Raw genomic sequence first — 24,714 nt, forward strand, 5'->3', positions numbered from 1 at the left:
TGCATCCATGAGCGTTTCTGTCCGGATCCCGACGATCCTGCGCACCTACACCGGCGGCGAGTCCGAGGTGACCGCCGAGGGCGGCACCCTCGCCGAGGTGCTGGAGCACCTCGACGCGAACTACTCGGGCATCAAGGGCCGCATCCTCGACGAGGGCGGCGACCTGCGGCGCTTCGTGAACGTCTACGTCGGCAACGACGACGTCCGGTTCCTCGAGAACCTCGACACCGCCACCCCCGACGGCACCCAGATCTCGGTCATCCCGGCGGTCGCCGGCGGCTGAGGCGAGACGCCGGACCTACGGGGCGGTGTCGACGACCAGGTCGCGGTCGCGGCGGACGATCGCGACCAGGGCCACCAGGCTGACCAGCGGCACGAGCGAGACGCCCAGGAGGCCGATGGTGTCGGTGAAGGCGTTCCCGAACGCGTGGTCCTGGGCGAGGAAGAGCGAGGCGTCCCACGCGCCGTGCGCGACCATGCCTGCGACGAGCACGCCGGACCAGCGACGGAACAGGTAGAGCGTCGCCCCTGCGATCGTCGCCATGGCCACCTGGAAGGCGACCGCCCCGACCGACTGGCCGAAGAGCAGGTTGCCGGTGTGGAAGAGGCCGAAGAGCAGGCTGCTCCCCAGCACGGCACCGGACTCGGCGCGTCCACCGGTGCGCAGGCAGCGCAGCACGATGCCGCGGAAGAGGGTCTCCTCGCAGAAGCCGACCAGCACGCCGCCGAGGACGATCGGCCAGAACAGGTCGGCGGGCAGGCCGGCCCAGTCCACACCGACGAACCGCAGGACCAGGACGGTCGCGAAGACCAGGGGAGCCGTCCGCAGCACCCACGTCATCGGGAGCCGGACCGGGTCGCGCCAGACCGTGTCCCAGCCCGACCAGAGGACGAAAGCGACCAGGAGCACCGCTCCGGCGGCCAGCGGCAGCACCACGGCGCGCCACACGTTGCCGGGGGTGTCGACGTAGTCCGTGTAGTCGATGCCGGCCATGACCTGCAGGCCGTTGAACACGACCATGTAGGCCGCGATCATCGCCACCGCGATCCCGATCGAGGGCTCGACGCGGTGTCGTCGTACGACCCTTGCTGTCGCTCTCGTGGTCATCGGAACTCCTTCGCCCTTCGGGTGGTGCCTGTTTCAACCACCTTGGCGGGCGCGCGCCGGGGCCGAACAGGGACGATGGACCTCCGGGCAGCCCGACGTACGCCGTCCGGCCGGTGTCCGCTCGTGCCGTGACCGGCGTCATGTGGCTAGGGTCTGCGCATGTCTCTCCGGGAATCGATCCTGCGGACCAAGTCCGTCCAGACGGTCATCCACCAGAACGACCCCACCGCCGACGGGGACGAGGCGGGGCTCAGCAAGCGGCTCTCCGCGCGGGACCTGACCGGGTTCGGCATCGGGATCGTGATCGGCACGGGCATCTTCACGCTGACCGGGATCGAGGCGAAGAACCACGCGGGCCCCGCGATCGTGATCTCGTTCCTGATCGCCGGTGTCGTGAGCATGCTCGCCGCCCTGTGCTACGCCGAGCTGGCCGCGGCGGTGCCGACGGCCGGCAGCTCCTACACCTACGCCTACACGACGATCGGCGAGATCTTCGCCTGGATCATCGCCTGGGACCTGATCCTCGAGTTCGCGCTCGGGGCGGCAGTGGTGGCCCGGGGCTGGTCGGCCTACCTGCAGGACGCGCTCGGGCTGCCCACCGGGCTGTTCGGGGAGTCCGCGCCCCTCAACGTCGGGGCGGTCCTGATCGCGGCCGTCCTCGGCCTGGTCGCCGCCGTCGGCATCCGTGAGTCGAAGTGGGTGACCAACGCCCTGGTCGTCACCAAGGTGTCGGTCTGCGTCTTCGTCATCGTGGCCGGGCTGTTCTTCATGAAGTCCGCCAACCTGATGCCGTTCGTCCCGCCGTCCGAGCCCTCCGCCGACGACACGACCGGGTTCGCGCAGCCGCTGTGGCAGTGGGCCACCGGCATCGACCCGACCGCGTTCGGTGTGGCGGGTGTCCTGGTGGCGGCTGCGGTCGTGTTCTTCGCCTACAGCGGCTTCGAGGCGGTCGCGAACCTCGGCGAGGAGACCGAGAACCCTGGCAAGGACATGCCGCGCGGCCTGATCGGCACGCTCGTCATCTGCACCGCGCTCTACCTCCTGGTCTGCCTCGTGCTGACCGGCATGGTCAACTACGCCGACCTCTCCGAGGGCGCCCCGATCTCCGACGCCTTCCACCAGGTCGGCCTCGGCTGGGCGGGCTTCCTGATCGGGCTGGCCGCCGTCGCCGGGCTGAGCTCGGTGATCCTCGTCGACATCGTGGCGATGGGCCGGATCGGCTTCGCGCTGTGCCGTGACGGGCTGCTGCCCCCGGCGATCGGCAAGATCCACCCGAAGTACCGCACCCCGACCCGGATCACCCTGGTGACGACGATCGCCGTCTGCCTGCTCGGGGCGTTCGTCCCGCTCGACACGTTGGCCGAGATGGTCTCCATCGGGACCCTGTTCGCGTTCGTCGTGGTGTCGATCGCGGTCGCTGTGCTGCGGCGTACCGAGCCGCGGATGGAGCGCCCCTTCCGCACCCCCCAGGTGCCGCTGCTACCGATCGTCTCCGCCCTCTCGTGCGTGGCGCTGATGGCGAGCCTGGCCGTGGACACCTGGATCCGGTTCCTGGTCTGGCTGGTCCTCGGGCTCGGTGTCTACTTCTTCTACGGCCGCCGCAACTCGGTGCTGGCCCGGTCCACCGCCGAGGCCGAGGTGCAGGCCTGAGCCACGGATAGTCCGGCACGTTTCCGACGTCAGCCCGCCGGATGACGTCAGGAACGTGCCGGACCATCGCGTCAGAGGAGGGCGCGGCGCTCGAGGAGGTGCGCCCGCTCGGCGAGGTTGGTGCACCGCCCGACGGCCTCGTCGTACGACGTCCGCGCCAGGTCGAGCCGTCCGGCGCGGGCCAGCAGCTCGGCGCGGGCCGCGGGAAGCCGGTGGCCGGGGAGGGTCCGGGCGTCGAGCGAGTCCAGCAGCGCCAGCCCGGCCAGCGGCCCGTCCGCCTCGGCCACCGCGACCGCCCGGTTGAGCCGGACCACGGGCGAGCCGGTCAGCTCCTCGAGCTCCGCGTAGCGCGCGGCGATCCGCGGCCAGTCGGTGGCCTCGGGCGTCGGGGCGATCGCGTGCTCGGCGGCGATCAGGGCCTGGAGGAGGTACGGCGCGGCCGGGGCCGTGGTGAGGGGCGTCAGCAGGTCCAGCGCCTCGGCCGCCTCGTCGTGGTGCCAGCGGCCACGGTCCTGGTCGGGCAGCAGCACCAGCCGTCCGTCGCGCACCCGGGCGTCGCGCCGGGAGTGCTGGACCAGCATCAGCGCCAGCAGGGCGTCGAGCTCGGAGGCACCCGTGAACGCGGGCGGCAGCAGCGAGCGCAGCACGCGCACCAGGCGGATCGACTCGGCGCCGACGTCGGCGCGCAGCACGTCGGGCCCCGAGCCGGGGGCGTAGCCGGTCGTGAACGCCAGGTAGGCCACGTCGGCGACCACGCCGACACGGGACTCCAGCTCCGCTCCGGACGGTACGACGAACCGCTCGCCGGCGAGCTTCCTGCGGGCCCGGGTGAGCCGGGCGGCCATCGTCGGCGTGCTCACCAGGAACAGCCGGGCCACGTCCTCGGTCGGCACGCCCAGCACCATCCGCAGGGTGAGCGCGGCCGCGGAGGCGGGCGGGAGCGACGGGTGCGCGCAGAGCAGCACCAGCCGCAGCCGCTCGTCGCGCACCTGCTCGCCCGCGTCGGCCATCACGCGCTGTGCCTCCTCCTGCAGGTCCGCCTCGACGACGAGCAGCGGCAGCTTCCGGGCGGCCACCGACTCGCTGCGCAGCCGGTTGACGATCCGCCGTCGGGCCGAGGTGAGCAGCCACGCGGGCGGATTGGTGGGCACCCCGGACGACGGCCAGGTGCGGGCCGCCGCCTCGAACGCGTCGGCCAACCCGTCCTCGGCGAGGTCGAGGCGCCGGTACTGCGCGACGAGCAGGGCCAGCAGTCGGCCCCACTCGTCGCGCAGAGCGGTGGAGAGCGCGTCGGTCACGCGGTCCCGGAGTGGTCGACGGTGCCGCGGACCTCGATGGCCCCGTCGCCGGCGAGCAGGCCGCAGACGGCGAGCAGGTCGTCAAGGTCGTCAGTGTCGACGAGGTAGTAGCCGGTCAGCTGCTCGACGGTCTCGGCGTACGGGCCCTCGGTGACGGTCACCGCGTCGAGGTCGCCGCGCACGACCCTGGCCTCGCGGGAGTGGGTGAGCTCGTTGCCGCCGACCACCTTGTGGCCACGCTCGGCCAGCAGGCGCGCGAACTCGCCGTGCCGGGCGTACATCTGCGCCTTCTGCTCCTCGGTGGCGGCCTCCCAGGTGCTCTCGTTGCCCTGCAGCAGCACGACGTACTCGGTCATGGTGTTTCCTCTCGATGGTCCGTGAATGAGTCTGACACCGAGATGACGGGTGGCGACCGGCCAGATCGACAGCCTCGGCGATATCCGGTGGAGGGACGTGGGGCCGGCGTCCTAGCCTCGCCGGGTGACGCGCGTGCTGCTGACGACCTTCTGCCTCCTGCCCGACGGTGAGCCGGGCGGCGACCTGCTCGTCGACGCGCTGGCCGCCCGCGGTGTCGACGCCTCGTGGGTGCGCTGGGACGACGACTCCGTGCGCTGGCAGGACGCCGACCTCGTCGCGGTCCGCGCGACGTGGGACTACCACCGCCGGTGCGCCGACTTCCTCGACTGGGCCGCCGCGGTCGAGAAGCAGGCCGCACTCCTCAACGGTGCGGACGTCTTCACCTGGAACGCCGACAAGGCCTACCTGACCGGTCTCGCCGAGCGGGTCCCGACCGTCCCGTCGCTGCTCGTCGACGACGCCGACCTGCGCGGCGGCCTCGGCGCGGCACTGGACCGCTGGGGCACCGTCGTGATCAAGGCACGGACCGGCGCCAGCGGTGTCGGCGTGGTGGTCGCGGAGGCGACCGACGACCACCGCCTCTCCGGTCTGACCGCCGGCCCATGGATCGTGCAGCCGCTCGTGGAGTCCGTGCGGACCGCCGGCGAGACGTCGGTCTTCGTGCTCGGCGGCCGAGCGGTGTCCCAGGTCGACAAGCTGCCGGCCGCGGGTGAGATCCGCGTGCACGAGGAGTACGGCGGGGAGTCGCGCGCCGTGCCGTTGGCGGAGCGGCCCGCGGCCGTCGCCCTGCGGGCCGTCGAGGCGGCCGAGTCCCTGCTCGGACGGACCCTCGACTACGCCCGCGTGGACCTGATGGAGCTCGACGGCGACCTGGTCGTCGGGGAGCTGGAGCTCATCGAGCCGGGCCTCTACCTCGACGTGCACCCCGGCAACGCCGACGCCTTCGCCGACCTCGTGGTCGCGCGGCTGTCACGCTGACGGCAGGCCCCGGGCCAGCTCCGCCACCACGTCGGCGGCGGTCGTCTCCCCGGTGAGGGCGGCGACACCCTGACCGGCGTACACGTGGGCGACACCGAAGTCCTCTGCGGCCACCGCGGCCCGGAAGCGGGAGCGGGCGTCGTCGTCGATCTGGTCCTCGCGCCCGACCCACTCGTCGAAGAACGCGTTGGCCACCGCGCGGCCGCCGAACTCCTGCGGCCAATCGGCGTCCTGCACCCGGTCGAAGACCCGGCCGTAGCCGGTCTGGCCCGCGGCGAACAGCGCGGCCTTCGCCGCGGGCGTCCCGGCCGCCTCCACGCAGCCGAGGAAGGCGGTGCCGACCCAGGCGCCGGCAGCCCCGGCGGCGAGCACGGCGGCGACCCCGCGGTGGTTGAGGATCCCGCCCGCGGCGTACACCGGGAGCGTGGTCTGCTCCAGTGCCAGCTGCAGCAGCGGGAGCGTGGCCATCGCATCCCGCCCGTGGCCGCCGCCCTCGGCGCCGCGCACCACGACCACGTCCACGCCGGCCGCCTCGGCCTCCTCGAGGTCGGCGAGCGAGCCGACCTGGGTGGCGGTCAGGATCCCCGCGCTGCGCAGCCGCCGCACCGGCTCGGCGTACGGGCCGAAGCTGACCGAGACCAGGGCGGGCCGCAGCTCGAGCACGGCGTCCAGCTGTCCGGGTGCGTCGCCGAGCGTCCACGCCAGCAGGCCCACGCCGTACGCCGTGCCGTCCGCGCCGGCGACCCCGGCCTCCCGGCGCAGCCAGTCGCCGTCCGCGCTCGGTGGCACGCCCAGCATCCCCAGGGCACCGGCCCGGCTCACGGCGTGGGCCAGCCGACCCCCGCCGGGGCCTGCCATGGGGGCGCCGATGACCGGGACACGGGTGCGGAGCGCTGCGGGAGGCTGCATGTGCGCCACGCTAGTCGCGAGCCGGGTGGTCCCGGCCTCCAACCTGTCGGGCCGCCGCTGCGTTGATGAGGGCATGAGCAGCACGAGGGGGACGCGTGGCCGGCAGTGACCGCGAGGAGTTCACGCGCTGGGCCCGGGACCGGCAGCTCGCGCTGCTGCGCACCGCGGTCCTCGTGACCGGCGACCACCAGCGTGCGGAGGACCTGGTCCAGGAGGCGCTCACCCAGGTGGCGCTGCGCTGGCGGCAGCTGCACGCCGGCCACCCGGACGCCTACGCCCGCCAGGTCATCGTGCGGACCAACATCTCCTGGTGGCGTCGCCGGCGTCGCGAGGTGGTGTCCGACGAGGCGGCCCAGCGGAGCGCGGCGTACACCCACGAGCACCGCTCCGACAGCCGGCTCGCGCTCGACCGTGCGCTGGCCGCGCTCACGCCGCGCCAACGCGCGGTGATCGTGCTGCGCTACTACGAGGACCTCAGCGAGCGCGACACCGCGGAGACGCTCGGGGTCTCGGCCGGCACCGTCAAGAGCCAGACCCACCTCGCCCTGCGCCGCCTGCGCGAGAGCTCGCCCCACCTCGCCGTGATGCTGGAGGACTACCGATGACCGACCAGGAGCTGCGGGACCTGCTGCACGAGCGGGTCGCCGACGTCACCGTGCCCGACCTCTCCGACGTGGCGTGGGGGAGGGCGAGGCGGATCCGGAGGCGTCGCACCAGCGGAGTCGTGGCCGGGGCCGTGGCCGCCGTGGCGGTCGTCGCGGTGGCGGTGTCCGGAGGGCCTGGGGCGAACCGCTCCACCGGTCCCGGGCCGGCGACCCAGCGGCCGTCGCCGACGCCGAGCATGTCCGCCTGGCCGGGCGGCGCGAAGGGCGCGAAGCCGGACGGTCGCTACCGGGGTTGGCCGGTCTACTGGGGCCCGCTGGTGCCGCAGGAGGAGACCCTGCCCGGGGTCGCCTCGCCGTTCCCGAGGAAGGTCGATCTCTCGGCGCCGGCCCCCGACGTGGCCGACGAGCCCATCACCTCGGCGCTGGCCGCCTACGCGTTGCTCGACGACCAGAGCGGTCTGCGGCTGCTGTTGCTGGCCCGCGACGGCTCCCTGCGCAGCGTCGACACCTCGCGCGTCGCGCCGTACGACGACGGCGCCGGCGAGGACATCTCGGTCGCCCACGGCTCGATGCTCTCGCCGACGGGGGAGTACCTCGCCTTCCCGCAGGACGGCGAGGTGCTGGTGCTGACCCTGGCTACGGGGGAGTGGCGCTCGGTCGACACCGGCGGTTCCCCGACCACGACGCTGCACTGGATGGGGAACACCGACCTGTGGTTCCCGCCCACCACCCAGGGAGGCCGGGGCCAGATGTACTCCGTGCTCGACGGGCGGCCGTCGGGCGTCACGAACATCTCCGCGCCGGCGGGACCGTTCGGTGGGGAGGCGGCGCCGGACGGTCGCTGGCGGATGGGGCCTCTCGGGATCGCTCAGAGCTGGGAGCACGTGACCGGGCTGCCGGTGCCGGAGAACGAGATCACGCCCTCCCAGGTCCTGCTCGTCGACGGGAACGAGCCGTCGCGGGACGCGCTGCTGGTGCTCAGCGCGGCCTCGTCGTCAGAGGACTATCCGCGCCCGGACCACTGCTGTGGCGTGGCCTTCTGGCTCGACAGCGAGACGGTCGTCTACGAGTCACGGGTTCAGCCCCGACGACTGGTCGCGTGGCGGGTCGGGACCCACGACGTCGGCTGGGTGACCTCGATCGAGGGGTACGACCCCGACCACGAGGTCGTGGTGTCCAGCTACGCCCGGATCTGGGACCTGGAGTAGTCCGGTGGAACTGTTTGCACTCGCCCACCCCGAGTGCTAAACATGTGACTGGCACTCTCGTCATGGGAGTGCCACCACCGGACCGGGGAGTTGAGGTCTGCAGCGTCGGCGGGAAGGGTCCGCCGGGTCAGCCAGGTCGTCCGTCGCGGGCAACGAACCGGACCGTCCACGAACTCTTCAATGCGAAGGATCGCAGGAGTTATGCCGAAGCTGATTGCATTCGACGAGGAGGCCCGGCGCGGCCTCGAGCGTGGCATGAACACGCTCGCCGACGCCGTCAAGGTCACCCTGGGCCCCAAGGGCCGCAACGTCGTGCTCGAGAAGAAGTGGGGCGCCCCCACCATCACCAACGATGGTGTGAGCATCGCCAAGGAGATCGAGCTCGAGGACCCCTACGAGAAGATCGGCGCCGAGCTGGTCAAGGAGGTCGCCAAGAAGACCGACGACGTCGCCGGTGACGGCACGACGACCGCGACCGTCCTGGCCCAGGCCATGGTCCGCGAGGGTCTGCGCAACGTGGCCGCGGGTGCCAACCCGATGAGCCTCAAGCGCGGCATCGAGGCGGCCGTGTCCGCCGTGTCCGAGCAGCTGCTCGGCATGGCCAAGGACGTCGAGACCAAGGAGCAGATCGCTTCGACGGCCTCGATCTCCGCCGCTGACACCACCGTCGGCGAGATCATCGCCGAGGCGATGGACAAGGTCGGCAAGGAAGGCGTCATCACCGTCGAGGAGTCGAACACCTTCGGGCTCGACCTCGAGCTCACCGAGGGCATGCGCTTCGACAAGGGCTACATCTCGGCGTACTTCGTCACCGACCCGGAGCGCATGGAGACGGTCCTCGAGGACCCCTACATCCTCATCGCCAACTCCAAGGTCAGCTCGGTCAAGGACCTGCTGCCGCTGCTGGAGAAGGTCATGCAGTCCGGCAAGCCGCTGGTCATCATCGCCGAGGACGTCGACGGCGAGGCCCTGTCCACGCTGGTCGTCAACAAGATCCGCGGCACCTTCAAGTCCGTCGCCGTCAAGGCCCCGGGCTTCGGTGACCGCCGCAAGGCCATGCTGCAGGACATCGCGATCCTGACCGGTGGCCAGGTCATCTCCGAGGAGGTCGGCCTCAAGCTGGAGAACGCCGGGCTCGAGCTGCTCGGCCAGGCCCGCAAGGTCGTCATCACCAAGGACGAGACCACCATCGTCGAGGGCTCGGGCGACGCCGACCAGATCGCCGGTCGCGTCAACCAGATCCGTGCCGAGATCGAGAAGTCGGACTCCGACTACGACCGCGAGAAGCTGCAGGAGCGCCTGGCCAAGCTGGCCGGCGGTGTTGCGGTCATCAAGGTCGGCGCGGCCACCGAGGTCGAGCTCAAGGAGCGCAAGCACCGCATCGAGGACGCCGTTCGCAACGCGAAGGCGGCCGTCGAGGAGGGCATCGTCGCCGGCGGTGGCGTGGCGCTCGTCCAGGCCTCGGCCGAGGCGTTCGCCAAGCTCGAGCTCGAGGGTGACGAGGCCACCGGTGCGCAGATCGTGCGCTTCGCGACCGAGGCCCCGCTCAAGCAGATCGCGATCAACGCCGGCCTCGAGGGCGGCGTCGTGGCGGAGAAGGTGCGCAACCTGACCCCGGGCCACGGCCTGAACGCGGCCACCGGCGAGTACGTCGACATGATCGCCGAGGGCATCATCGACCCCGCCAAGGTGACCCGTTCGGCGCTGCAGAACGCCGCCTCCATCGCGGCGCTCTTCCTCACCACCGAGGCCGTCGTGGCCGACAAGCCGGAGAAGGCCGCCCCCATGGGTGGCGACCCGACCGGTGGCATGGGCGGCATGGACTTCTGATCCACCGCTCCACAGCGACACCAGCAGGGCCCCGGTCTTCGGACCGGGGCCCTGTGCCATTTCCGGGTCCGGCGGAATCGCCGGTGCACCGGTGACTCCTGATGTTCTCAGCCGGTGCAACGGCTGAGAACGTCTGGAAGTGGCTGAGAACTCCAGTCGACCATGGGGCGCGGGTCCGGCCCCGGACGGACCGAGGGCACCCCACCGCATGACCATCGGCACTGGGGAGTGCGCGGCGCCGGACGGATCGTGGGCACAGGGTCCCGGTTCCCGGGGCCACGGAGGTGACCAGCATGAGCATTCACCACACGGCTCTCACCGCCGGGCACTACATCGACTGGGGCGTCATCAGCGTCAGCGTCACCAACCTCTCGATCATCCTCGCGATGATCGTCGTCTTCGTCCTCGCGATCCTGCTGCCGTTCCCGCACTCGCGTGCCGACGAGGACCTCGACCGCCCGGACCCGTCATGACCGCGCAGCAACCGGCCCTGCCCGCGGGCACCCCGACGGGCGGCAGCTGGACCGCGTGGCTGCGGACCAGGATCGGCGGCCTGGTCCCGCCCGGACAGGCCCTGCCGGACCGGCAGCCGGCGTACGTCGCGTCCTGGATCTACGTCTTCGGCGTGCTGACCCTGGCTGCTCTCGTGGTCGTCGTCGGCACCGGCCTGGCGCTGGCGGTCGGCGGCTCCGCCTGGTGGCACACGTCCTCGCTCGGCCACTTCGTGAACTCCATGCACCTGTGGAGCGTCGAGCTGTTCTTCGCCGTGATGGTGATCCATCTCTGGGGCAAGTTCTGGATGGCGGCCTGGCGCGGCAAGCGGGCCCTGACCTGGATGACGGGAGTGGTCGCCTTCGTCTCGTCGATCGGGACCGCGTTCACCGGCTACCTGTCCCAGTCGAACTTCGACTCCCAGTGGATCAGCGGCGAGGCCAAGGACGGCATCAACTCGATCGGTGCCGGCGCCTGGTTCAACGTCCTGAACCCCGGCCAGATGCTGCTCTGGCACGTGGTCCTGCTGCCGCTGGTCGTCGGACTGATCGCGGTCTGGCACGTCATCCTGGTCCGCCGGCACGGGGTCGTGCCGCCGCTGGACGCCGGTCTCCCCGAGAGGACCCGTGAGTGAGATGGCGACGATGACGCATCCGCGCCAGCACCGCGGCACCCGTCCCACGGCCGACTCCCACGACTTCCCGACCCGGCGCTACGACCTGGTCAAGGAGTTCGTCGTCGCGCTCGGTGTGATCGCCCTGCTGACCACCGTGCTCGCGGCGGTCTTCTCCTCCCCGGACGAGAAGGCCATCACCATGAAGGCCTGGTCCGAGGCCGCCCCCGCCGACGTGGTGGCCACGGCGGCCGGGGAGCTCGCGGGCACCACGACCAGTGCCACCTACGGGGCGCCCTACAACCACGCCAGCGAGGGCCAGAAGGTGCTCGGGATCCCGCTGCAGAAGTGGGGCGGGGTCCGGATCCCCGTGAACTCGCAGGACCTCGTCCTCCAGCCCCTCTCCGACGCCGTGGTTGCCCCGGTCGTCACCCGCGCCCTGGCCCAGTGGCGGTCGGCCTCGCCGAGCCAGCAGACCGCGTGGGCGACGGCGTACGCCGACGCGCTGGCCAAGGCCCCGGACGGTGACCCCACCCAGGTGCCGGCGGGAGACTACGGGCCGGTCCCGATCCTGTCGCTGAGCCTGCTGGCGCTGGCCAGGTCGGGTGGCCTGGAGGGCAGCCTGACCGCTTCGGGCAACTTCTACGGCGGCGACCAGACGCGGTCGGTGCTGCTGCTCTCCGACGGCGCCTACCTGGAGGATCGCGCGGTCGCGCAGCACCTCGGCGGTGACCAGTGGGGGATGATGAACGAGACGGGCAACTACCCCGGGCAGCCGTGGATGTGGCTCTACACGTTCTGGTACCAGGTCAAGCCGTTCTCCACCTCGCCGAACGCCGACGCCCAGGTCTGGGCGCTGATGATGCTGCTGACCCTGGGGCTCCTGCTGCTGCCCTTCATCCCCGGCCTGCGATCGATCCCGCGCTGGGTCCCGGTGCACCGGCTGATCTGGCGCGACTGGTACCGCACCCACCCCCGGGAGTGAAGCCACGACGGGTCGGTGTGTTGCGCGCGTGAAACTGCGACGGGTCAGCGTGTCCCGCGCGTGAAACTGCGACGGGTCGGTGTGTCCCGCGCGTGAAACTGCGACGGGTCAGCGTGTCCCGCGCGTGAAACTGCGACGGGTCGACGTGGTCAACACGACGGTCGGTGCGGTGTGTGAGGGTGGTGCGGTGGACTCGGAGACCCGTCGCCGGCAGTTCGAAGCGATCGCGCCCACGCTCATCGAGCCGCTGCGCCGCTTCCTGGCCCGACGTACCGACCCGGCCACGGCCGACGACGTCCTCTCCGAGACCTTGCTGGTGTGCTGGCGCCGGCTCGAGGAGCTGCCCGCCGAGCCGCTGCCGTGGGCGTACTCCGTGGCCCGCAACTGCCTCGCCAACGCCGAGCGTGGCGACCGCCGGCAGAGACGGGTGGCAGCGAAGATCTCCGTCGTCGACCCGCCGGGACGGAGCACGACGGGCCCGGACGGCGACGACGGGACGCTTGAGCAGGCGCTGGCCGCCCTGCGGCCCGACGACGCCGAGCTGCTGCGCCTGTGGGCGTGGGAGCAGCTCCCCCCCCGCGAGATCGCCGAGGTCCTCGGCACCACCCCGAACGCCGTGAGCATCCGCCTGCACCGGGCCCGGCAGAAGCTGCGCGAGGAGCTGCGAAAGACCGGGGCCGCTGCCGGACATGAGGAGTCGAGAGAGAGGAGGGAGCCGTGAGCGACCACGACGCCGGCACCGGCTGGGACGACGACCCCGAGCTGCGGGACCGGTTGCGTGCCACCGACCCGGCCTCCTCCCTGCCACCGGCCGACCCGGCGTGGGTCGCCCGACTCCTGGAGGACACCATGAGCAACCCCACCGACACCGAGGTCGCCACCGAGTCCCGGGTGACCGGCACCCGCGGCCGCGGACCGCTGACCTGGCTGGTGGCCGCCGCGGCGGTCCTGCTCATCGCCGGCGTCGGGATCTTCGGCCTGGTCAACCGGGGCGGTGACGAGGTCCCCACGGCCGGCGACTCGCCGACGGTCACCGAGCTGCAGGCGCCGGCCGAGGCGGCCTACCTCGCCCGCTGCCCGGCCCCGAGCGCGGCCCTTCTCTCGCGGCAGACGTTCGCCTTCGACGGGACCGTGCGCACCATCGCGGACGGCGTGGTCACCCTGGTGCCGCGCCACTTCTACGCCGGCGACCCCACCGACCTGGTCACCGTCACCGCCCCGCAGTCCCGCCTGCAGGCACTCGTCGAGTCGGTGCAGTTCGAGGACGGCGGGCGCTACCTCGTCTCCGCCACCGACGGACGGGTGACCATCTGCGGCTTCAGCGCGGAGTACTCCCCGCGCCTGGCCGGCCTCTACGCGCAGGCCTTCCCGGCGGGCGCCTGATGATCCGGGGCGTGCTCCTGGCTGCGGGGGCGGGCCGCCGGATGGGCGGACCGAAGGCCCTGCTCCGCGACGAGGCGGGGCGACCCTGGCTGCTCCACGGGGTCGAGTCGCTGCGCGAGGGTGGCTGCGACGAGGTCACGGTGGTGCTGGGTGCCGCCGCCGACGAGGCGATCACCCTGCTCGACGGGGCCGGGGTCGACGTCGTCCTCGCCGCGGACTGGGCCGAGGGGATGGGCGCCTCGCTGCGGGCCGGTCTCGGCTCGCTGGACGCCGACACGGAGGCCGCGGTCGTCACGCTGGTCGACCTGCCCGACGTCGGCCCGGACGTCGTACGCCGCGTCCTCGACACCGCGGCCGGCCCGACGTCGCTGGCGCGGGCGTCGTACGCCGGGGTCCCCGGTCACCCGGTGCTGCTCGGCCGGGACCACTGGGCGGGGGTGATGGCGGCCGCCACCGGTGACCGCGGTGCCCGCGACTACCTCGCCGGGCAGGACGTGGCGCTCGTCGCGTGTGAGGACCTGGCCAGCGGGCAGGATCGGGACACGCCAGGAGGGTGATGGCCGGCGTACCCCATTCGGGCCATCGGATCCGTGGTCACATCCCCCGTTTGGGGTAGGCCGGGCACAACGTCCCCCAAGTGGGTGACTTCCGGGGGAAAACAAGCCCCCCATTTGTGGGAAGAATGTGGCTCCGCCCGCGGACTAGCCCATACCCTCTTTGGATGATTTTCCGCCCCCGAACCCCCGTTGTCGGGACGGTGTGTGCCCTGCTCGCCACCCTTCTCGGCATCTCCCTCGCCCCTGTCCTCACCAGCCCCGCCACCGCTGCCGGCGGCGGCCATGTCCGGGTCGGCAGCTTCAACATCAACGCCTCCCGGTCCACCGCCGTGTTCAGCAACGCCGTCCGTCACTTCCGCGGGCAGGTCGACGTGGCCGGCCTCCAGGAAGTCACCAGCAAGGAGAAGACGGCCTTCCTGCACTCGATGCGCGGTTGGGCCGCGTACGGCCCCGACAAGCTGCACGCGAACCCCATCATCTGGCGCAAGAGCGTGTTCAAGGGAATCTCCGGCCACGGCGTCAAGATCGCCTCCGCCCGCAACGTCGGTAACGAGAAGCCGGGCGCCCCGGCGCACCGGACGCCCCAGTACGCCACCGTCGCCCGTCTGAAGAACCGGGCCACCGGGGTGAAGATCTCCGTCATCAACGTCCACCTCGTCGCGGGTGCCGTCAACGGCGGCCGCTGCGTCAAGGACGCCCCGCGCCTGTGCGAGCTCTACAAGGACTCCGTGGCCGGCCTGCGCCGCGCGGCGGCGCAGGAGCGCTCGTGGGCCAACGGTCGCGTCTACGTGATCGGCGACATGAACGACAACTACCCCGCCGACAAGCGTCGCAGGCATCGCCCGCTGGCCTTCGCCCAGCTGCGCAGCGCGAGCCTGGTCGCCCACTGGGAGCGTCGCCGCGAGATCCTGCCGTCGCGGGGTTCGGGCACGCGCGGTGGCGCCTACCTCGACCAGATCTGGGCTCGCCGGAAGCCGGCCAGCATCGACGTCGACCGCTCCATCAACGTCTCCGACCACTTCCCGATCGTGGCCGTCTACGACGTGCGCTCGACCGCGTAGGAAGGCTGCACCACCCAACCTCCGGCCAACACTGCGCGAAGTAGCCTCGAGGCATGGAGCTCGAGTCTGCCCGCGACGTCGCCGCCCGCCTCGGTGAGACGGGGTACCTGTGCGACGAGTCGCTGGCGACCGTCACCTTCCTCGCGCTGCGGATGCAGCGGCCGCTGCTGCTGGAGGGCGAGCCGGGGACAGGCAAGACCGCGCTGGCCGAGGCCATCGCGGACTGCCTGGACCTGCCGCTCGTCCGGCTGCAGTGCTACGAGGGGATCGACGCGACCCAGGCACTCTACGACTGGGACTTCCCGCGCCAGATCCTGCACCTGAGGGCACTCGAGGCGGCGGGCGGGACCAAGGGTGAGCAGAGCGTCGAGGAGGCCGAGAAGAGCCTGTACGACGCCCGCTTCCTCCTGGCCCGCCCGGTGCTGGCCGCGCTGCAGGGGAGCCCCGCGGTGCTCCTGGTCGACGAGGTCGACCGCGCCGACGACGAGTTCGAGGCGTTCCTGCTGGAGGTGCTGTCGACCTACCAGGTGACGATCCCCGAGCTCGGCACGGTCAAGGCGGCGACCCCGCCGATCGTCGTCCTCACGTCGAACCGGACCCGCGAGCTGCACGACGCCCTCAAGCGTCGCTGCCTCTACCACTGGATCGAGCACCCCGGCCTCGAGCGCGAGGTCGAGATCGTGCGCTCGCGGGCGCCCGAGGTGTCGGCGGCGCTCGGCCGCCAGGTGGTCACCCTGGTCCAGCAGCTCCGCGACCGCGACGACCTGCAGAAGCCGCCGGGGGTCGCCGAGACCCTCGACTGGGCCCGCGCCCTGCACCACCTCGGCACCACCGAGCTCGACCTGGCGACCGCCTCCTCGACCCTCGGTGCGCTGGTGAAGTACCGCGAGGACGCGGACCGGGTCCGCCAGGCACTCGACCAGATGCTGCGGGCATGAGCGTCCCGGGCGCCGAGGCGCCGACCCGCCACGGACCCGACGAGGTCCTCCTCGGCTTCACCCGGGCGCTGCGGGCCGCCGGCGTCCCGGTCACCCAGGACCGCACCCACGGCTACCTCGCGGCGGTGGCGCTGCTCGGTCTCGACGACCAGCGGGCGACCTACCTCGCCGGCCGGGCGACCTTGTGCGCCGGCCCCGACGACCTCGAGCGCTACGACAAGGTCTTCGAGGCCTGGTTCAACGCCCGCGACGGGTTGCCCCGCTCGAGGCCCGCACAGCCGACGGCCCCCAGCTTCTCCGAGCTCCCCACCCAGGACGGCGAGGGCGCGGGGGAGTCCGACGACGAGGTGGTCCGGGCGATGGCCAGCGACACCGAGGTGCTCCGGCACCGCGACGTCGCCGGCATGTCGCCGGCCGAGCGTGCCCGGCTCGCGGGCATGTTCGCGACGATCCGGCTCCGGCCGCCGGTGCGGCGTACCGCCCGGCACCAGTCGTGGCACCGCGGCGACGTGGACGCCTCGCGCACGCTGCGGGCCAGCCTCCGGCGGCTCGGCGAGCCCGCCGAGATCGAGTGGCGGCGACGCGGCGTCCGCCCGCGTCGCGTGGTGCTGCTGGTCGACGTGTCCGGGTCGATGAGCGGGTACGCCGACCCGCTGCTGCGCCTCGCGCACCGGTTCACCCAGGCCGCCCGGGAGCGGGGCGGGGTGGTGGAGACCTTCACCGTCGGCACCCGCCTGACGCACCTGACCCGGGCGCTGCGGCTGCGCGACCCCGAGCGGGCGCTGGTCGCGGCCGGGGAGACGGTGCCGGACTGGTCCGGCGGCACCCGGCTGGGGGAGACGCTGCGGTTCTTCCTCGACCGGTGGGGGCAGCGGGGGATGGCGCGCGGCGCCGTCGTCGTGGTGTTCAGCGACGGCTGGGAGCGCGGCGACCCGGCGCTGCTCGGCGAGCAGATGCGGCGGCTGCAGCGCATCGCCCACCGCGTGGTCTGGGTGAACCCGCACCGCGGCAAGGCCGGCTACGAGCCGGTGCAGCAGGGGGTCCTCGCCGCGTTGCCCCACTGCGACGACTTCATTGCCGGCCACTCGCTGGCGACGTACGCCGAGCTGGCGGAGGTGGTGTCCCGTGCGTGACGTGTTGTCCGAGCTGATGCAGTGGTGGCGGGCCGGTGAGACGGTCGGGGTCGGCACCGTGGTGGCGACCTTCCAGTCGGCGCCCCGCCCGGCCGGGGCCTCGATGCTGGTCGGGCCCGACGAGTCGGCGGTGGGGTCGGTCTCCGGTGGCTGCGTCGAGGGCGCGGTCTACGAGCTGGCCCAGTCGGTCGTCGAGTCCGGCACCCCCGTCCTGGAGCGCTACGGCGTCTCCGACGACGACGCGTTCGCCGTCGGCCTGACCTGCGGCGGGATCCTGGACGTCTACGTCGAGAAGGTGAACCGGGAGACCTTCCCCGAGCTGGAGGAGATCGCCGGCGACATCGAGGCCGGCCGCCCGGTCGCCCTCGCCACCGTCATCGAGCACCCCGACCCCGCCTGGCTCGGGCGGCGCCTCGTCGTACGCCCCGATTCCGCCGGGATAGTCCGGCACGTTTCTGACGTCTCGGCCGGGTCTGACACGTCGATACGTGCCGGACTATCCCCCCGGAGCGGGTCCCTGGGGTCTCCGAGGGCCGACGACGCGGTCCATGACGACGCGCTGGGGCTGCTGGCGGCGGGGCACAACGCGACGCTGACCTACGGCCCGGACGGGGAGCGGCGCGGGGAGGGGATGCGGGTCTTCGTGTGGGCCTTCGCCCCGAAGCCGCGGATGCTGGTCTTCGGCGCCATCGACTTCGCCGCGGCGGTGGCCCGGGTGGGCAGCTTCCTCGGCTACCACGTCACGGTGTGCGACGCCCGGCCCGTCTTCGCGACCAACAGCCGCTTCCCGGAGGCCGACGAGGTGGTGGTCGACTGGCCGCACCGCTACCTCGCCGCCGAGCGGGACGCGGGGCGCGTCGACGGGCGCACGGTGCTCGCGGTGCTCACCCACGACCCCAAGTTCGACGTGCCCCTGCTCGAGGTCGCGCTGCGCCTCCCGGACGTCGCCTACGTCGGCGCGATGGGCTCCCGGCGCACCCACGACGACCGGATGGCGCGGCTGCGCGAGGCGGGCCTGACCGAGGAGGAGCTGGCCCGGCTCTCGTCCCCGATCGGGCTCGACCTCGGGGCACGCACCCCCGAGGAGACCGCGATCAGCATCGCCGCCGAGATCATCGCCGGGCGCTGGGGCGGGTCCGGCGAGCGGCTCGCCGGCACCGCAGGCCGCATCCACCGCGAGCACGCCCCGCTGCCGGGGGCGAGCCCGGACCTGTCGAGCACGCACTGACCGAGGAGGAAGGCATGGACGGTACGTCGTTGAGCGCGCTCGCGGATGAGAAGCTGGCGGAGGCGCGCGAGCACCACAGCGGCCGCAGTGCCACCACGGTGCACGGGGGGCAGGAGCACACGCTGCGCCAGACCCTGATCGCGCTCGTCGAGGGCCACGGCCTGAGCGAGCACGAGGGCCCGGCCGAGGCGACCCTGCAGGTGCTCCGGGGGAGGGTGCGGCTGACGACCGCCGGCGAGGCCTGGGAGGGCGGAGAGTCCGACTTCCTGGTGATCCCGCCCGAGCGGCACGACCTCGCCGCACTGACCGACTGCGCGGTGCTGCTCACGGTCTCGCTGCACCCGGGCGGCTGAGGCCCCGAACGCTGTGACCGCCGTCACCGGGCCGGTGCTACCTTGACCGCGGAGTCCGACACCGGGGGTATCCCATGGGGCGCAGTGAGCTGCACTCACGCAGGGTCGAGGCCGTGCGGGCCTGGACCTCCTTCGTCGAGCGCGGCGACGGCGCCGAGCAGCTGGTGCGGCCCGAGATCCTGAGCAGCTGGGCGCGCTCGGAGGCCGCGATCTCGCCGGACGTCACGCACGCCCCGCTCGCGGACGAGGGCGAGACCGCCGAGCTCTGGCGCGGCTCCCCGCTGCAGACCGCGGTGCAGCGCGTCGAGGCCGAGCTGCGGCGTACCGCCGAGGACGGCGACCTCGTCGTCGCGGTGACCGACGCCGAGACCCGGATCCTGTGGACCTACGGCGGCCGGGTGATGCGCCGCAAGGCCGAGACGGTGAACTTCGTGCCCGGCGGCCGCTGGGACGACGAGAGCGTCGGCACCAACGCCCTCGACCTCGCCAACCGGCTGGCCACGCCGGCGATGGTCTTCAGCGCCGAGCACTACGCGCCGATCGTGCACAACTGGGTCTGCTGGGCCGCGCCAGTCCACGACCCCGTCACCGGGCGGCAGCTGGGTGTCATCGACCTCTCCACCACGTGGGACCGCACCCACCCCATCGGCCTGGCCACGGCCCGGGTGCTGGCCCGCCTGATCGAGACCGCGATGCCGCGCTCCACGAGAGGAGCGGCCGGCGGGGAGGACGACCAGGACGAGCCGGGCCTGGTGATGAACCTGCTCGGAAGCGTCGAGACCCGGCTGGACGGGCAGCGACTGCTGCTCAACCGGCGACAGACCGAGGTGCTCGCCCTGCTGGCCATGCACCCGGAGGGGCTCTCGCTGGAGCACCTGCACGCGCTCGTCTACGGGGATCAGGCCGTCACCCTGTCCACGCTCAAGGCCGAGGTCAGCCACCTGCGCTCGGCACTCGGCGGCCAGCTCTCCTCCCGTCCCTACCGGCTGATGATGCCGGTCGCCACCGACGTCGACCACGTGCTGGGGCTGCTGCGGGCCGGCCACGTGGGCGCCGCCGTGGAGGCGTACGGCGGGGACCTGCTGCCCGGCACCAACTCCCCGGCGCTGGGCGAGCTCGCCGAGTACGTCGCCGTCGCGGTCCGCGAGGCGCTGCTGGCCGACCCGGAGCCGGACGCGGTCGTCCGCTACAGCGAGCTGGCGCCGTACGACTCCGAGGTGCTCGAGGTGTGCCTGGCGCGGCTCGCCGGCCGCCCGCACCCCGCCGTCCCGCTGCTCAAGGGGCGGCTCGCGGTGGCCCGCGGCTGACGGCGAGAAGGGGACTTTCGCCCCAACCTTTCCCCAACCGGTCGGACCTAGCGTGAGGCGCGTCACAGCGCCGCCTCGACCCCAGGGAGTCGTCCATGGTTCGGATCAGCCTCACCGTCGACGGATCGTCGGTCTCCGACGACGTCGAACCCCGCATGCTCCTCGTGCAGTACCTGCGCGAACGACTCGGGAAGACCGGCACCGTCATCGGGTGCGACACCAGCAACTGCGGCGCCTGCACGGTGCACCTCGACGGGACCAGCGTGAAGTCCTGCAACGTGCTCGCGGTGCAGGCCGACGGTGGTGAGGTGACCACGATCGAGGGGCTGGCCAGCGACGGCGAGCTGCACCCGGTCCAGGAGGCGTTCCGGGAGTGCCACGGCCTCCAGTGCGGCTTCTGCACCCCGGGCATGATCATGCAGAGCGTCGCGCTCCTCAAGGACAACCCCAAGCCCACCGAGGAGGAGATCCGGCTCGGCCTCGAGGGCAACCTGTGCCGGTGCACCGGCTACCACAACATCGTCCGGGCCGTGCAGCACGCCTCCGGCCAGGGCGAGGGGGTGACGGCATGACCGCGACCCAGGAGCGTCCGGCCGAGGCCAAGGAGATCGGTCGCGACCGGCGGCGCAAGGAGGACCAGCGCCTGATCACCGGCCGCACCCGCTGGACCGACAACATCCAGCTGCCAGGGATGCTGCACATGGCGATGGTCCGCAGCCCGTTCGCCCACGCGCGCATCACCGACATCGACGTCAGCGCCGCCCAGGCCGCCACCAACGTGGTCGCCGTGCTCACCGGCGCCGACCTCGGCGAGTCGCAGGGCGCCTGTATCAACGCGTGGGCGATCACGACCGACCAGCTCACCCCGGCCCACCTGCCGATGCCGTCGGACCGGGTCACCTTCGCCGGCGAGATCGTCGCCGTGGTGGTGGCCCGCAGCGCCGCGGAGGCCCGCGACGCCGCCGAGCTCGTCGACGTGTCGTACGACGAGCTGCCGGCCGCGCTCGACCTCAAGGAGGCGGCCGAGGCTGATGCTGACAACGGGGGAGCGCTCGCGCACCCCGACCTGGGCACCAACAAGTCGGCGTTCTGGAAGTTCGACTCGGCCGAGGCCGGCACCGGCGGCAACGTCGACGAGGCCATCGAGAAGGCTCGCACCGACGGCGTCGTCATCGAGCGGGAGTACCGTCAGCAGCGGCTGATCCCGGCGTTCATGGAGCCACGCTCGGTCGTGGTCGACCCCACCGGCGAGCAGATCACCATGTGGTCGGCCACCCAGATCCCGCACATCCTCCGCTTCGCGCTCGCCGCCACCACCGGTGTCCCCGAGTCGAAGATCCGGGTCATCGCCCCCGACGTCGGCGGCGGCTTCGGCGGCAAGCTCCAGCAGACGCCGGAGGAGATGATCGCGTTCGCGGTGGCCCGCCGGCTGGGCAAGCCGGTGAAGTACACCGAGACCCGCTCGGAGTCCCTGATGAGCGGTCACCACGGCCGCGACCAGTGGCAGCGGCTGACGCTCGCGGCCACCAAGGACGGCACGGTCACCGGCCTCAAGGTCGACCTGCTGGCCGACCTCGGCTCCTATGTCGCCATCGTCGGCGGCGGGGTGCCGGTGCTCGGCGCGTTCATGTTCAACTCGATCTACAAGTTCCCCGCCTACCAGTTCAACTGCCAGACGGTCTTCACGAACAAGACGTGGACCGACGCCTACCGCGGGGCCGGCCGGCCGGAGGCGACGTACGCCATCGAGCGCCTGATGAGCGAGCTCGCCGCCGAGGTGGGCCTGGACCCGCTCGAGGTCCGCGAGAAGAACTGGATCAAGCACGAGGAGTTCCCGTTCACCACGGTGGCCGGCCTGGAGTACGACTCCGGCAACTACGAGGCCGCCACCGCCAAGGCCAAGGAGATGTTCGGGTACGACGAGCTGCGGGCCGAGCAGAAGCGGCGTCGCGACTCCGGTGACACCGTGCAGCTCGGCATCGGCATCTCGACATTCACCGAGATGTGCGGGCTGGCCCCCTCCCGGGTGCTCGGCTCGCTCAACTACGGCGCCGGCGGCTGGGAGCACGCGAGCGTGCGGATGCTGGCCACCGGCAAGGTCGAGGTCGTCACCGGGGCGTCCGCCCACGGCCAGGGGCACGAGACGGCGTTCAGCCAGATCGTGGCCGACCGGCTCGGCGTGGCCTTCGACGACGTCGAGATCCTGCACGGCGACACCCAGATCTCGCACAAGGGCCTCGACACCTACGGCTCGCGCTCGCTGGTCGTCGGCGGCGAGGCACTGGTGCGGGCGGCCGACAAGGTCATCGAGAAGGCCCGGCCGATCGCGGCCCACCTGCTCGAGGCGTCGGTCGACGACCTCGAGTTCACGGGAGGCCGCTTCTCGGTCAAGGGCACCGACCAGGGGCTGGGGATCGGGGAGATCGCGACCGCGGTCTTCGCGGCCCACAACCTGCCCGACGGCATCGAGCCGTCCATCGACTCGGAGGCGACCTACGACCCGGTCAACTTCAACTTCCCGCACGGCACCCACCTGTGCGCGATGGAGGTCGACACCGAGACCGGGGCGCTGAAGATGCGCAAGTACGTCTGCGTCGACGACATCGGCAACATCATCAACCCGTTGATCGTCTCCGGGCAGGTGCACGGCGGCCTGGTCCAGGGCATCGCGCAGGCGCTGTGGGAGGAGGCGGTGTACGACGACTCCGGCACCCTGGTGACCGGATCGTTCGTGGACTACCTGCTGCCCACCGCGGCCGACACGATCAGCTTCGACATCGACCACACCACCTCGCCGGCGACCACCAACTCGCTCGGCACCAAGGGGGTCGGTGAGGCCGGCACCATCGCCTCGACGCCGGCGGTCGTGAACGCGGTGGTCGACGCCGTGCGCCACCTCGGCGTCGACGACGTCCAGATGCCGTGCACGCCCGAGCGGGTGTGGAAGGCCATCAACGGACCAGGTGCGGGCGGCTCCACCGAGGGAGCCGCGATGCCGCACTTCGACGCCTCGACCGGCATGGAGGGCACCGTGGACCGCACGACCGGAGGGACGGACGCATGATCCCCGCACAGTTCGACTACATCGCACCGACGTCGGTGGAGGAGGCGCTGGCCGCGCTCGCCGAGCACGGGGACGACGCCAAGATCCTGGCCGGTGGGCAGAGCCTGCTGCCCGTGCTGCGGATGCGGCTCAACGCGCCCGAGATGGTGATCGACCTCGGCCGGATCGACTCGCTGCGCGGCGTCCGCGACGACGGCGACGCCATCGTCATCGGGGCGATGACCCAGCACTCCGTGGTCGGTTCCGACCCCCTGGTGGCCGAGCACGCCGCGCTGATCAGCAAGGCCGTGGAGCACCTCGCCGACGCCCAGATCCGGCACCGGGGCACGTTCGGCGGGGCGCTGGCGCACGCCGACCCGGCCGGTGACCTGGGCGCGCCCACGCTCGCGCTGGGCGCGCAGTTCGTGATCGCGGGCTCCGGCGGGTCCCGCACGGTGGCGGCCGACGACTTCTTCGTCGACCTCTTCGAGACCGCGATCGGGGAGGACGAGATCCTCACCGAGGTGCGGATCCCGAAGCACACCGGCTGGGGTGCGCACTACGAGAAGTTCGTGCGGGTGGCGCACCAGTGGCCGATCGTCGCGGTCGCCGCCGCGGTGAAGGTGGATGGCGGCACGATCGCCGAGGCGCGGGTGGGGCTGACCAACATGGGCTCCACGCCGTTGCGGGCGCGCGCCGTCGAGGAGGCGCTGGCCGGACAGCCGGCCACCGACGAGGCGGTCCGTGCGGCCGCGGCCCGGGCCGCGGAGGGCGCCAACCCGCCCTCCGACCTCAACGGCGACGCGGACTACCGCCGGCACCTCGCCACCGTCCTGACCCGCCGTGCGGTGCTCGCGGCCGCAGGAGGCTGAGCGCGTGGATCTCCAGCATCGCTTCACCGTCCCCACCGGCGTCGAGGAGACGTGGGCGCACTTCCAGGACATCGCCTCCGTGGCCGAGTGCTTCCCGGGCGCCACGGTCTCCTCGGTGGAGTCCGACTCGTTCGCCGGGTCCGTGAAGGTCAAGCTCGGCCCGATCGCACTGGTCTACAACGGGTCGGGCACCTTCCTGGAGAAGGACGAGGCGGCGCACCGCTTCGTGGTCGAGGCCAAGGGCAAGGACAAGCGGGGCAACGGCACGGCCGGGGCGACCGTCACCCTCACCATGGCCGAGGCCGACGGCGGTGCCGCCACCGACGTGGACGTGCTCACCGACCTGTCGATCACCGGCAAGCCGGCGCAGTTCGGCCGCGGGGTCATGCAGGACGTCTCGGACAAGCTGCTCGGCCAGTTCGTCGCCTGCCTGGAGTCCAGGCTGGGCGGCGGGCCGGTGGGGGGCGAGGTTCCGGCCCCCGCCGAGACGGTCGACCAGGCAGCACCGGCAGCACCGGCAGCGGCCGGGGAGCCGGCCCCGGCTGCCGAGGCCGGCACGCCGCCGTCAGCACCCGCGGCCGCCGTACCGCCCCGACCCGCGCCGGCCGCCCAGCCGGCCCGGCACATGGCCCAGGACGACGCCCTCGACCTGGGAGCGGCCGTGCTCCCGGTGCTGGTGAAGTCCTACTGGAAGCAGGGCGCGGTCGCGCTGGCGGTGCTGACGCTGCTGTGGTGGGTGGTCCGGCGCCGCAGCTGACGCAGTCGTGCGGCCGAGGGCCCGAGGCTCCCGGCCGCACGACCCTTCG

Annotated in this window: 26 protein-coding genes; 22 read left to right on the forward strand and 4 right to left on the reverse strand. The window is 72.4% G+C overall.

Annotation, left to right across the window (positions count from 1 at the left end):
* Positions 1 to 7: 7 nt before the first annotated feature.
* Complete coding sequence (locus tag ACZ43H_RS23200) at positions 8 to 283, forward strand: MoaD/ThiS family protein (RefSeq protein WP_379184760.1); 276 nt, start codon at positions 8 to 10, stop codon at positions 281 to 283.
* Between the two features lie 15 nt (positions 284 to 298).
* Here the strand turns inward: ACZ43H_RS23200 and ACZ43H_RS23205 are convergent, their stop codons facing one another.
* Positions 299 to 1,108, reverse strand: coding sequence for a lysostaphin resistance A-like protein (locus ACZ43H_RS23205; protein ID WP_464586745.1), 810 nt, complete (start codon positions 1,106 to 1,108; stop codon positions 299 to 301).
* 159 nt (positions 1,109 to 1,267) lie between these two features.
* Between ACZ43H_RS23205 and ACZ43H_RS23210 the strand changes: the two genes are divergently transcribed.
* A complete protein-coding gene (locus tag ACZ43H_RS23210; RefSeq protein ID WP_464586747.1) occupies positions 1,268 to 2,758 on the forward strand; it encodes an APC family permease in 1,491 nt (496 codons plus the stop codon).
* Positions 2,759 to 2,829: 71 nt separating this feature from the next.
* On the opposite strand, the gene ACZ43H_RS23215 is transcribed toward ACZ43H_RS23210, so the two are convergent.
* Positions 2,830 to 4,056 carry an RNA polymerase sigma factor gene (locus tag ACZ43H_RS23215; protein ID WP_464586749.1) on the reverse strand — a complete coding sequence of 409 codons (1,227 nt, stop codon included), beginning with the start codon at positions 4,054 to 4,056 and terminating at the stop codon, positions 2,830 to 2,832.
* Positions 4,053 to 4,412: a YciI family protein gene (locus ACZ43H_RS23220; RefSeq protein ID WP_464586751.1), complete on the reverse strand. Its 360-nt coding sequence runs from the start codon at positions 4,410 to 4,412 to the stop codon at positions 4,053 to 4,055. The genes ACZ43H_RS23215 and ACZ43H_RS23220 overlap by 4 nt, the downstream gene beginning before the upstream one ends.
* A gap of 124 nt (positions 4,413 to 4,536) precedes the next feature.
* On the opposite strand from ACZ43H_RS23220, the gene ACZ43H_RS23225 reads away from it, so the two are divergent.
* On the forward strand, positions 4,537 to 5,391 hold the full coding sequence (locus ACZ43H_RS23225; RefSeq protein ID WP_464586753.1) for an ATP-grasp domain-containing protein: 855 nt from the start codon (positions 4,537 to 4,539) through the stop codon (positions 5,389 to 5,391).
* Here the strand turns inward: ACZ43H_RS23225 and ACZ43H_RS23230 are convergent.
* Positions 5,383 to 6,300, reverse strand: a complete 918-nt coding sequence (locus tag ACZ43H_RS23230; RefSeq protein WP_464586755.1) for an NAD(P)H-dependent flavin oxidoreductase — start codon at positions 6,298 to 6,300, stop codon at positions 5,383 to 5,385. The genes ACZ43H_RS23225 and ACZ43H_RS23230 overlap by 9 nt on opposite strands.
* A gap of 95 nt (positions 6,301 to 6,395) precedes the next feature.
* Between ACZ43H_RS23230 and ACZ43H_RS23235 the strand changes: the two genes are divergently transcribed.
* The 19 genes from ACZ43H_RS23235 (at position 6,396) to ACZ43H_RS23325 (ending at position 24,665) form a co-directional block, all read left to right on the forward strand.
* Positions 6,396 to 6,905: a SigE family RNA polymerase sigma factor gene (locus ACZ43H_RS23235; RefSeq protein ID WP_464586757.1), complete on the forward strand. Its 510-nt coding sequence runs from the start codon at positions 6,396 to 6,398 to the stop codon at positions 6,903 to 6,905.
* Entirely contained in the window at positions 6,902 to 8,113 is a 1,212-nt protein-coding gene (locus ACZ43H_RS23240; RefSeq protein WP_464586759.1) for a hypothetical protein, read from the forward strand. Before ACZ43H_RS23235 ends, ACZ43H_RS23240 begins: the two co-directional genes overlap by 4 nt.
* A 201-nt stretch (positions 8,114 to 8,314) precedes the next feature.
* Positions 8,315 to 9,943, forward strand: coding sequence for a chaperonin GroEL (gene groL, locus ACZ43H_RS23245; protein WP_379184742.1), 1,629 nt, complete (start codon positions 8,315 to 8,317; stop codon positions 9,941 to 9,943).
* Between the two features lie 293 nt (positions 9,944 to 10,236).
* On the forward strand, positions 10,237 to 10,416 hold the full coding sequence (locus ACZ43H_RS23250; protein ID WP_464586761.1) for a hypothetical protein: 180 nt from the start codon (positions 10,237 to 10,239) through the stop codon (positions 10,414 to 10,416).
* A complete protein-coding gene (locus ACZ43H_RS23255; RefSeq protein ID WP_464586763.1) occupies positions 10,413 to 11,069 on the forward strand; it encodes a cytochrome b N-terminal domain-containing protein in 657 nt (218 codons plus the stop codon). Before ACZ43H_RS23250 ends, ACZ43H_RS23255 begins: the two co-directional genes overlap by 4 nt.
* A gap of 10 nt (positions 11,070 to 11,079) precedes the next feature.
* Positions 11,080 to 12,033 (forward strand): hypothetical protein, encoded by a 954-nt coding sequence (locus tag ACZ43H_RS23260; RefSeq protein WP_464586765.1) that lies wholly within the window; start codon positions 11,080 to 11,082, stop codon positions 12,031 to 12,033.
* 124 nt (positions 12,034 to 12,157) lie between these two features.
* Positions 12,158 to 12,754 (forward strand): RNA polymerase sigma factor, encoded by a 597-nt coding sequence (locus ACZ43H_RS23265; protein WP_464586767.1) that lies wholly within the window; start codon positions 12,158 to 12,160, stop codon positions 12,752 to 12,754.
* Complete coding sequence (locus ACZ43H_RS23270; protein ID WP_464586769.1) at positions 12,751 to 13,416, forward strand: hypothetical protein; 666 nt, start codon at positions 12,751 to 12,753, stop codon at positions 13,414 to 13,416. Before ACZ43H_RS23265 ends, ACZ43H_RS23270 begins: the two co-directional genes overlap by 4 nt.
* 11 nt (positions 13,417 to 13,427) lie before the next feature.
* Positions 13,428 to 13,973 (forward strand): nucleotidyltransferase family protein, encoded by a 546-nt coding sequence (locus ACZ43H_RS23275; protein WP_464586771.1) that lies wholly within the window; start codon positions 13,428 to 13,430, stop codon positions 13,971 to 13,973.
* A 164-nt stretch (positions 13,974 to 14,137) separates the two neighbouring features.
* Positions 14,138 to 15,034, forward strand: a complete 897-nt coding sequence (locus ACZ43H_RS23280; protein WP_464586772.1) for an endonuclease/exonuclease/phosphatase family protein — start codon at positions 14,138 to 14,140, stop codon at positions 15,032 to 15,034.
* A gap of 53 nt (positions 15,035 to 15,087) precedes the next feature.
* The gene (locus ACZ43H_RS23285) at positions 15,088 to 15,972 is read left to right on the forward strand and encodes an AAA family ATPase (protein WP_464586774.1); all 885 of its coding nucleotides are present in this window, start codon (positions 15,088 to 15,090) and stop codon (positions 15,970 to 15,972) included.
* Complete coding sequence (locus ACZ43H_RS23290) at positions 15,969 to 17,105, forward strand: vWA domain-containing protein (protein WP_464586776.1); 1,137 nt, start codon at positions 15,969 to 15,971, stop codon at positions 17,103 to 17,105. Before ACZ43H_RS23285 ends, ACZ43H_RS23290 begins: the two co-directional genes overlap by 4 nt.
* Positions 17,098 to 18,333, forward strand: a complete 1,236-nt coding sequence (locus tag ACZ43H_RS23295; RefSeq protein ID WP_464586778.1) for an XdhC family protein — start codon at positions 17,098 to 17,100, stop codon at positions 18,331 to 18,333. Before ACZ43H_RS23290 ends, ACZ43H_RS23295 begins: the two co-directional genes overlap by 8 nt.
* A gap of 14 nt (positions 18,334 to 18,347) precedes the next feature.
* On the forward strand, positions 18,348 to 18,686 hold the full coding sequence (locus tag ACZ43H_RS23300) for a cupin domain-containing protein (protein ID WP_464586780.1): 339 nt from the start codon (positions 18,348 to 18,350) through the stop codon (positions 18,684 to 18,686).
* Positions 18,687 to 18,760: 74 nt separating this feature from the next.
* Positions 18,761 to 19,993, forward strand: a complete 1,233-nt coding sequence (locus tag ACZ43H_RS23305; protein WP_464586782.1) for a transcriptional regulator — start codon at positions 18,761 to 18,763, stop codon at positions 19,991 to 19,993.
* Positions 19,994 to 20,088: 95 nt separating this feature from the next.
* Complete coding sequence (locus tag ACZ43H_RS23310) at positions 20,089 to 20,565, forward strand: (2Fe-2S)-binding protein (protein WP_464586784.1); 477 nt, start codon at positions 20,089 to 20,091, stop codon at positions 20,563 to 20,565.
* Positions 20,562 to 23,057: a xanthine dehydrogenase family protein molybdopterin-binding subunit gene (locus ACZ43H_RS23315; RefSeq protein ID WP_464586786.1), complete on the forward strand. Its 2,496-nt coding sequence runs from the start codon at positions 20,562 to 20,564 to the stop codon at positions 23,055 to 23,057. The genes ACZ43H_RS23310 and ACZ43H_RS23315 overlap by 4 nt, the downstream gene beginning before the upstream one ends.
* Positions 23,054 to 23,908 (forward strand): FAD binding domain-containing protein, encoded by an 855-nt coding sequence (locus tag ACZ43H_RS23320; protein WP_464586788.1) that lies wholly within the window; start codon positions 23,054 to 23,056, stop codon positions 23,906 to 23,908. Before ACZ43H_RS23315 ends, ACZ43H_RS23320 begins: the two co-directional genes overlap by 4 nt.
* Positions 23,909 to 23,912: 4 nt before the next feature.
* Positions 23,913 to 24,665: an SRPBCC family protein gene (locus ACZ43H_RS23325; RefSeq protein WP_464586789.1), complete on the forward strand. Its 753-nt coding sequence runs from the start codon at positions 23,913 to 23,915 to the stop codon at positions 24,663 to 24,665.
* Positions 24,666 to 24,714 lie beyond the last annotated feature (49 nt).

This window comes from Nocardioides sp. DN36 (genome assembly GCF_055380375.1).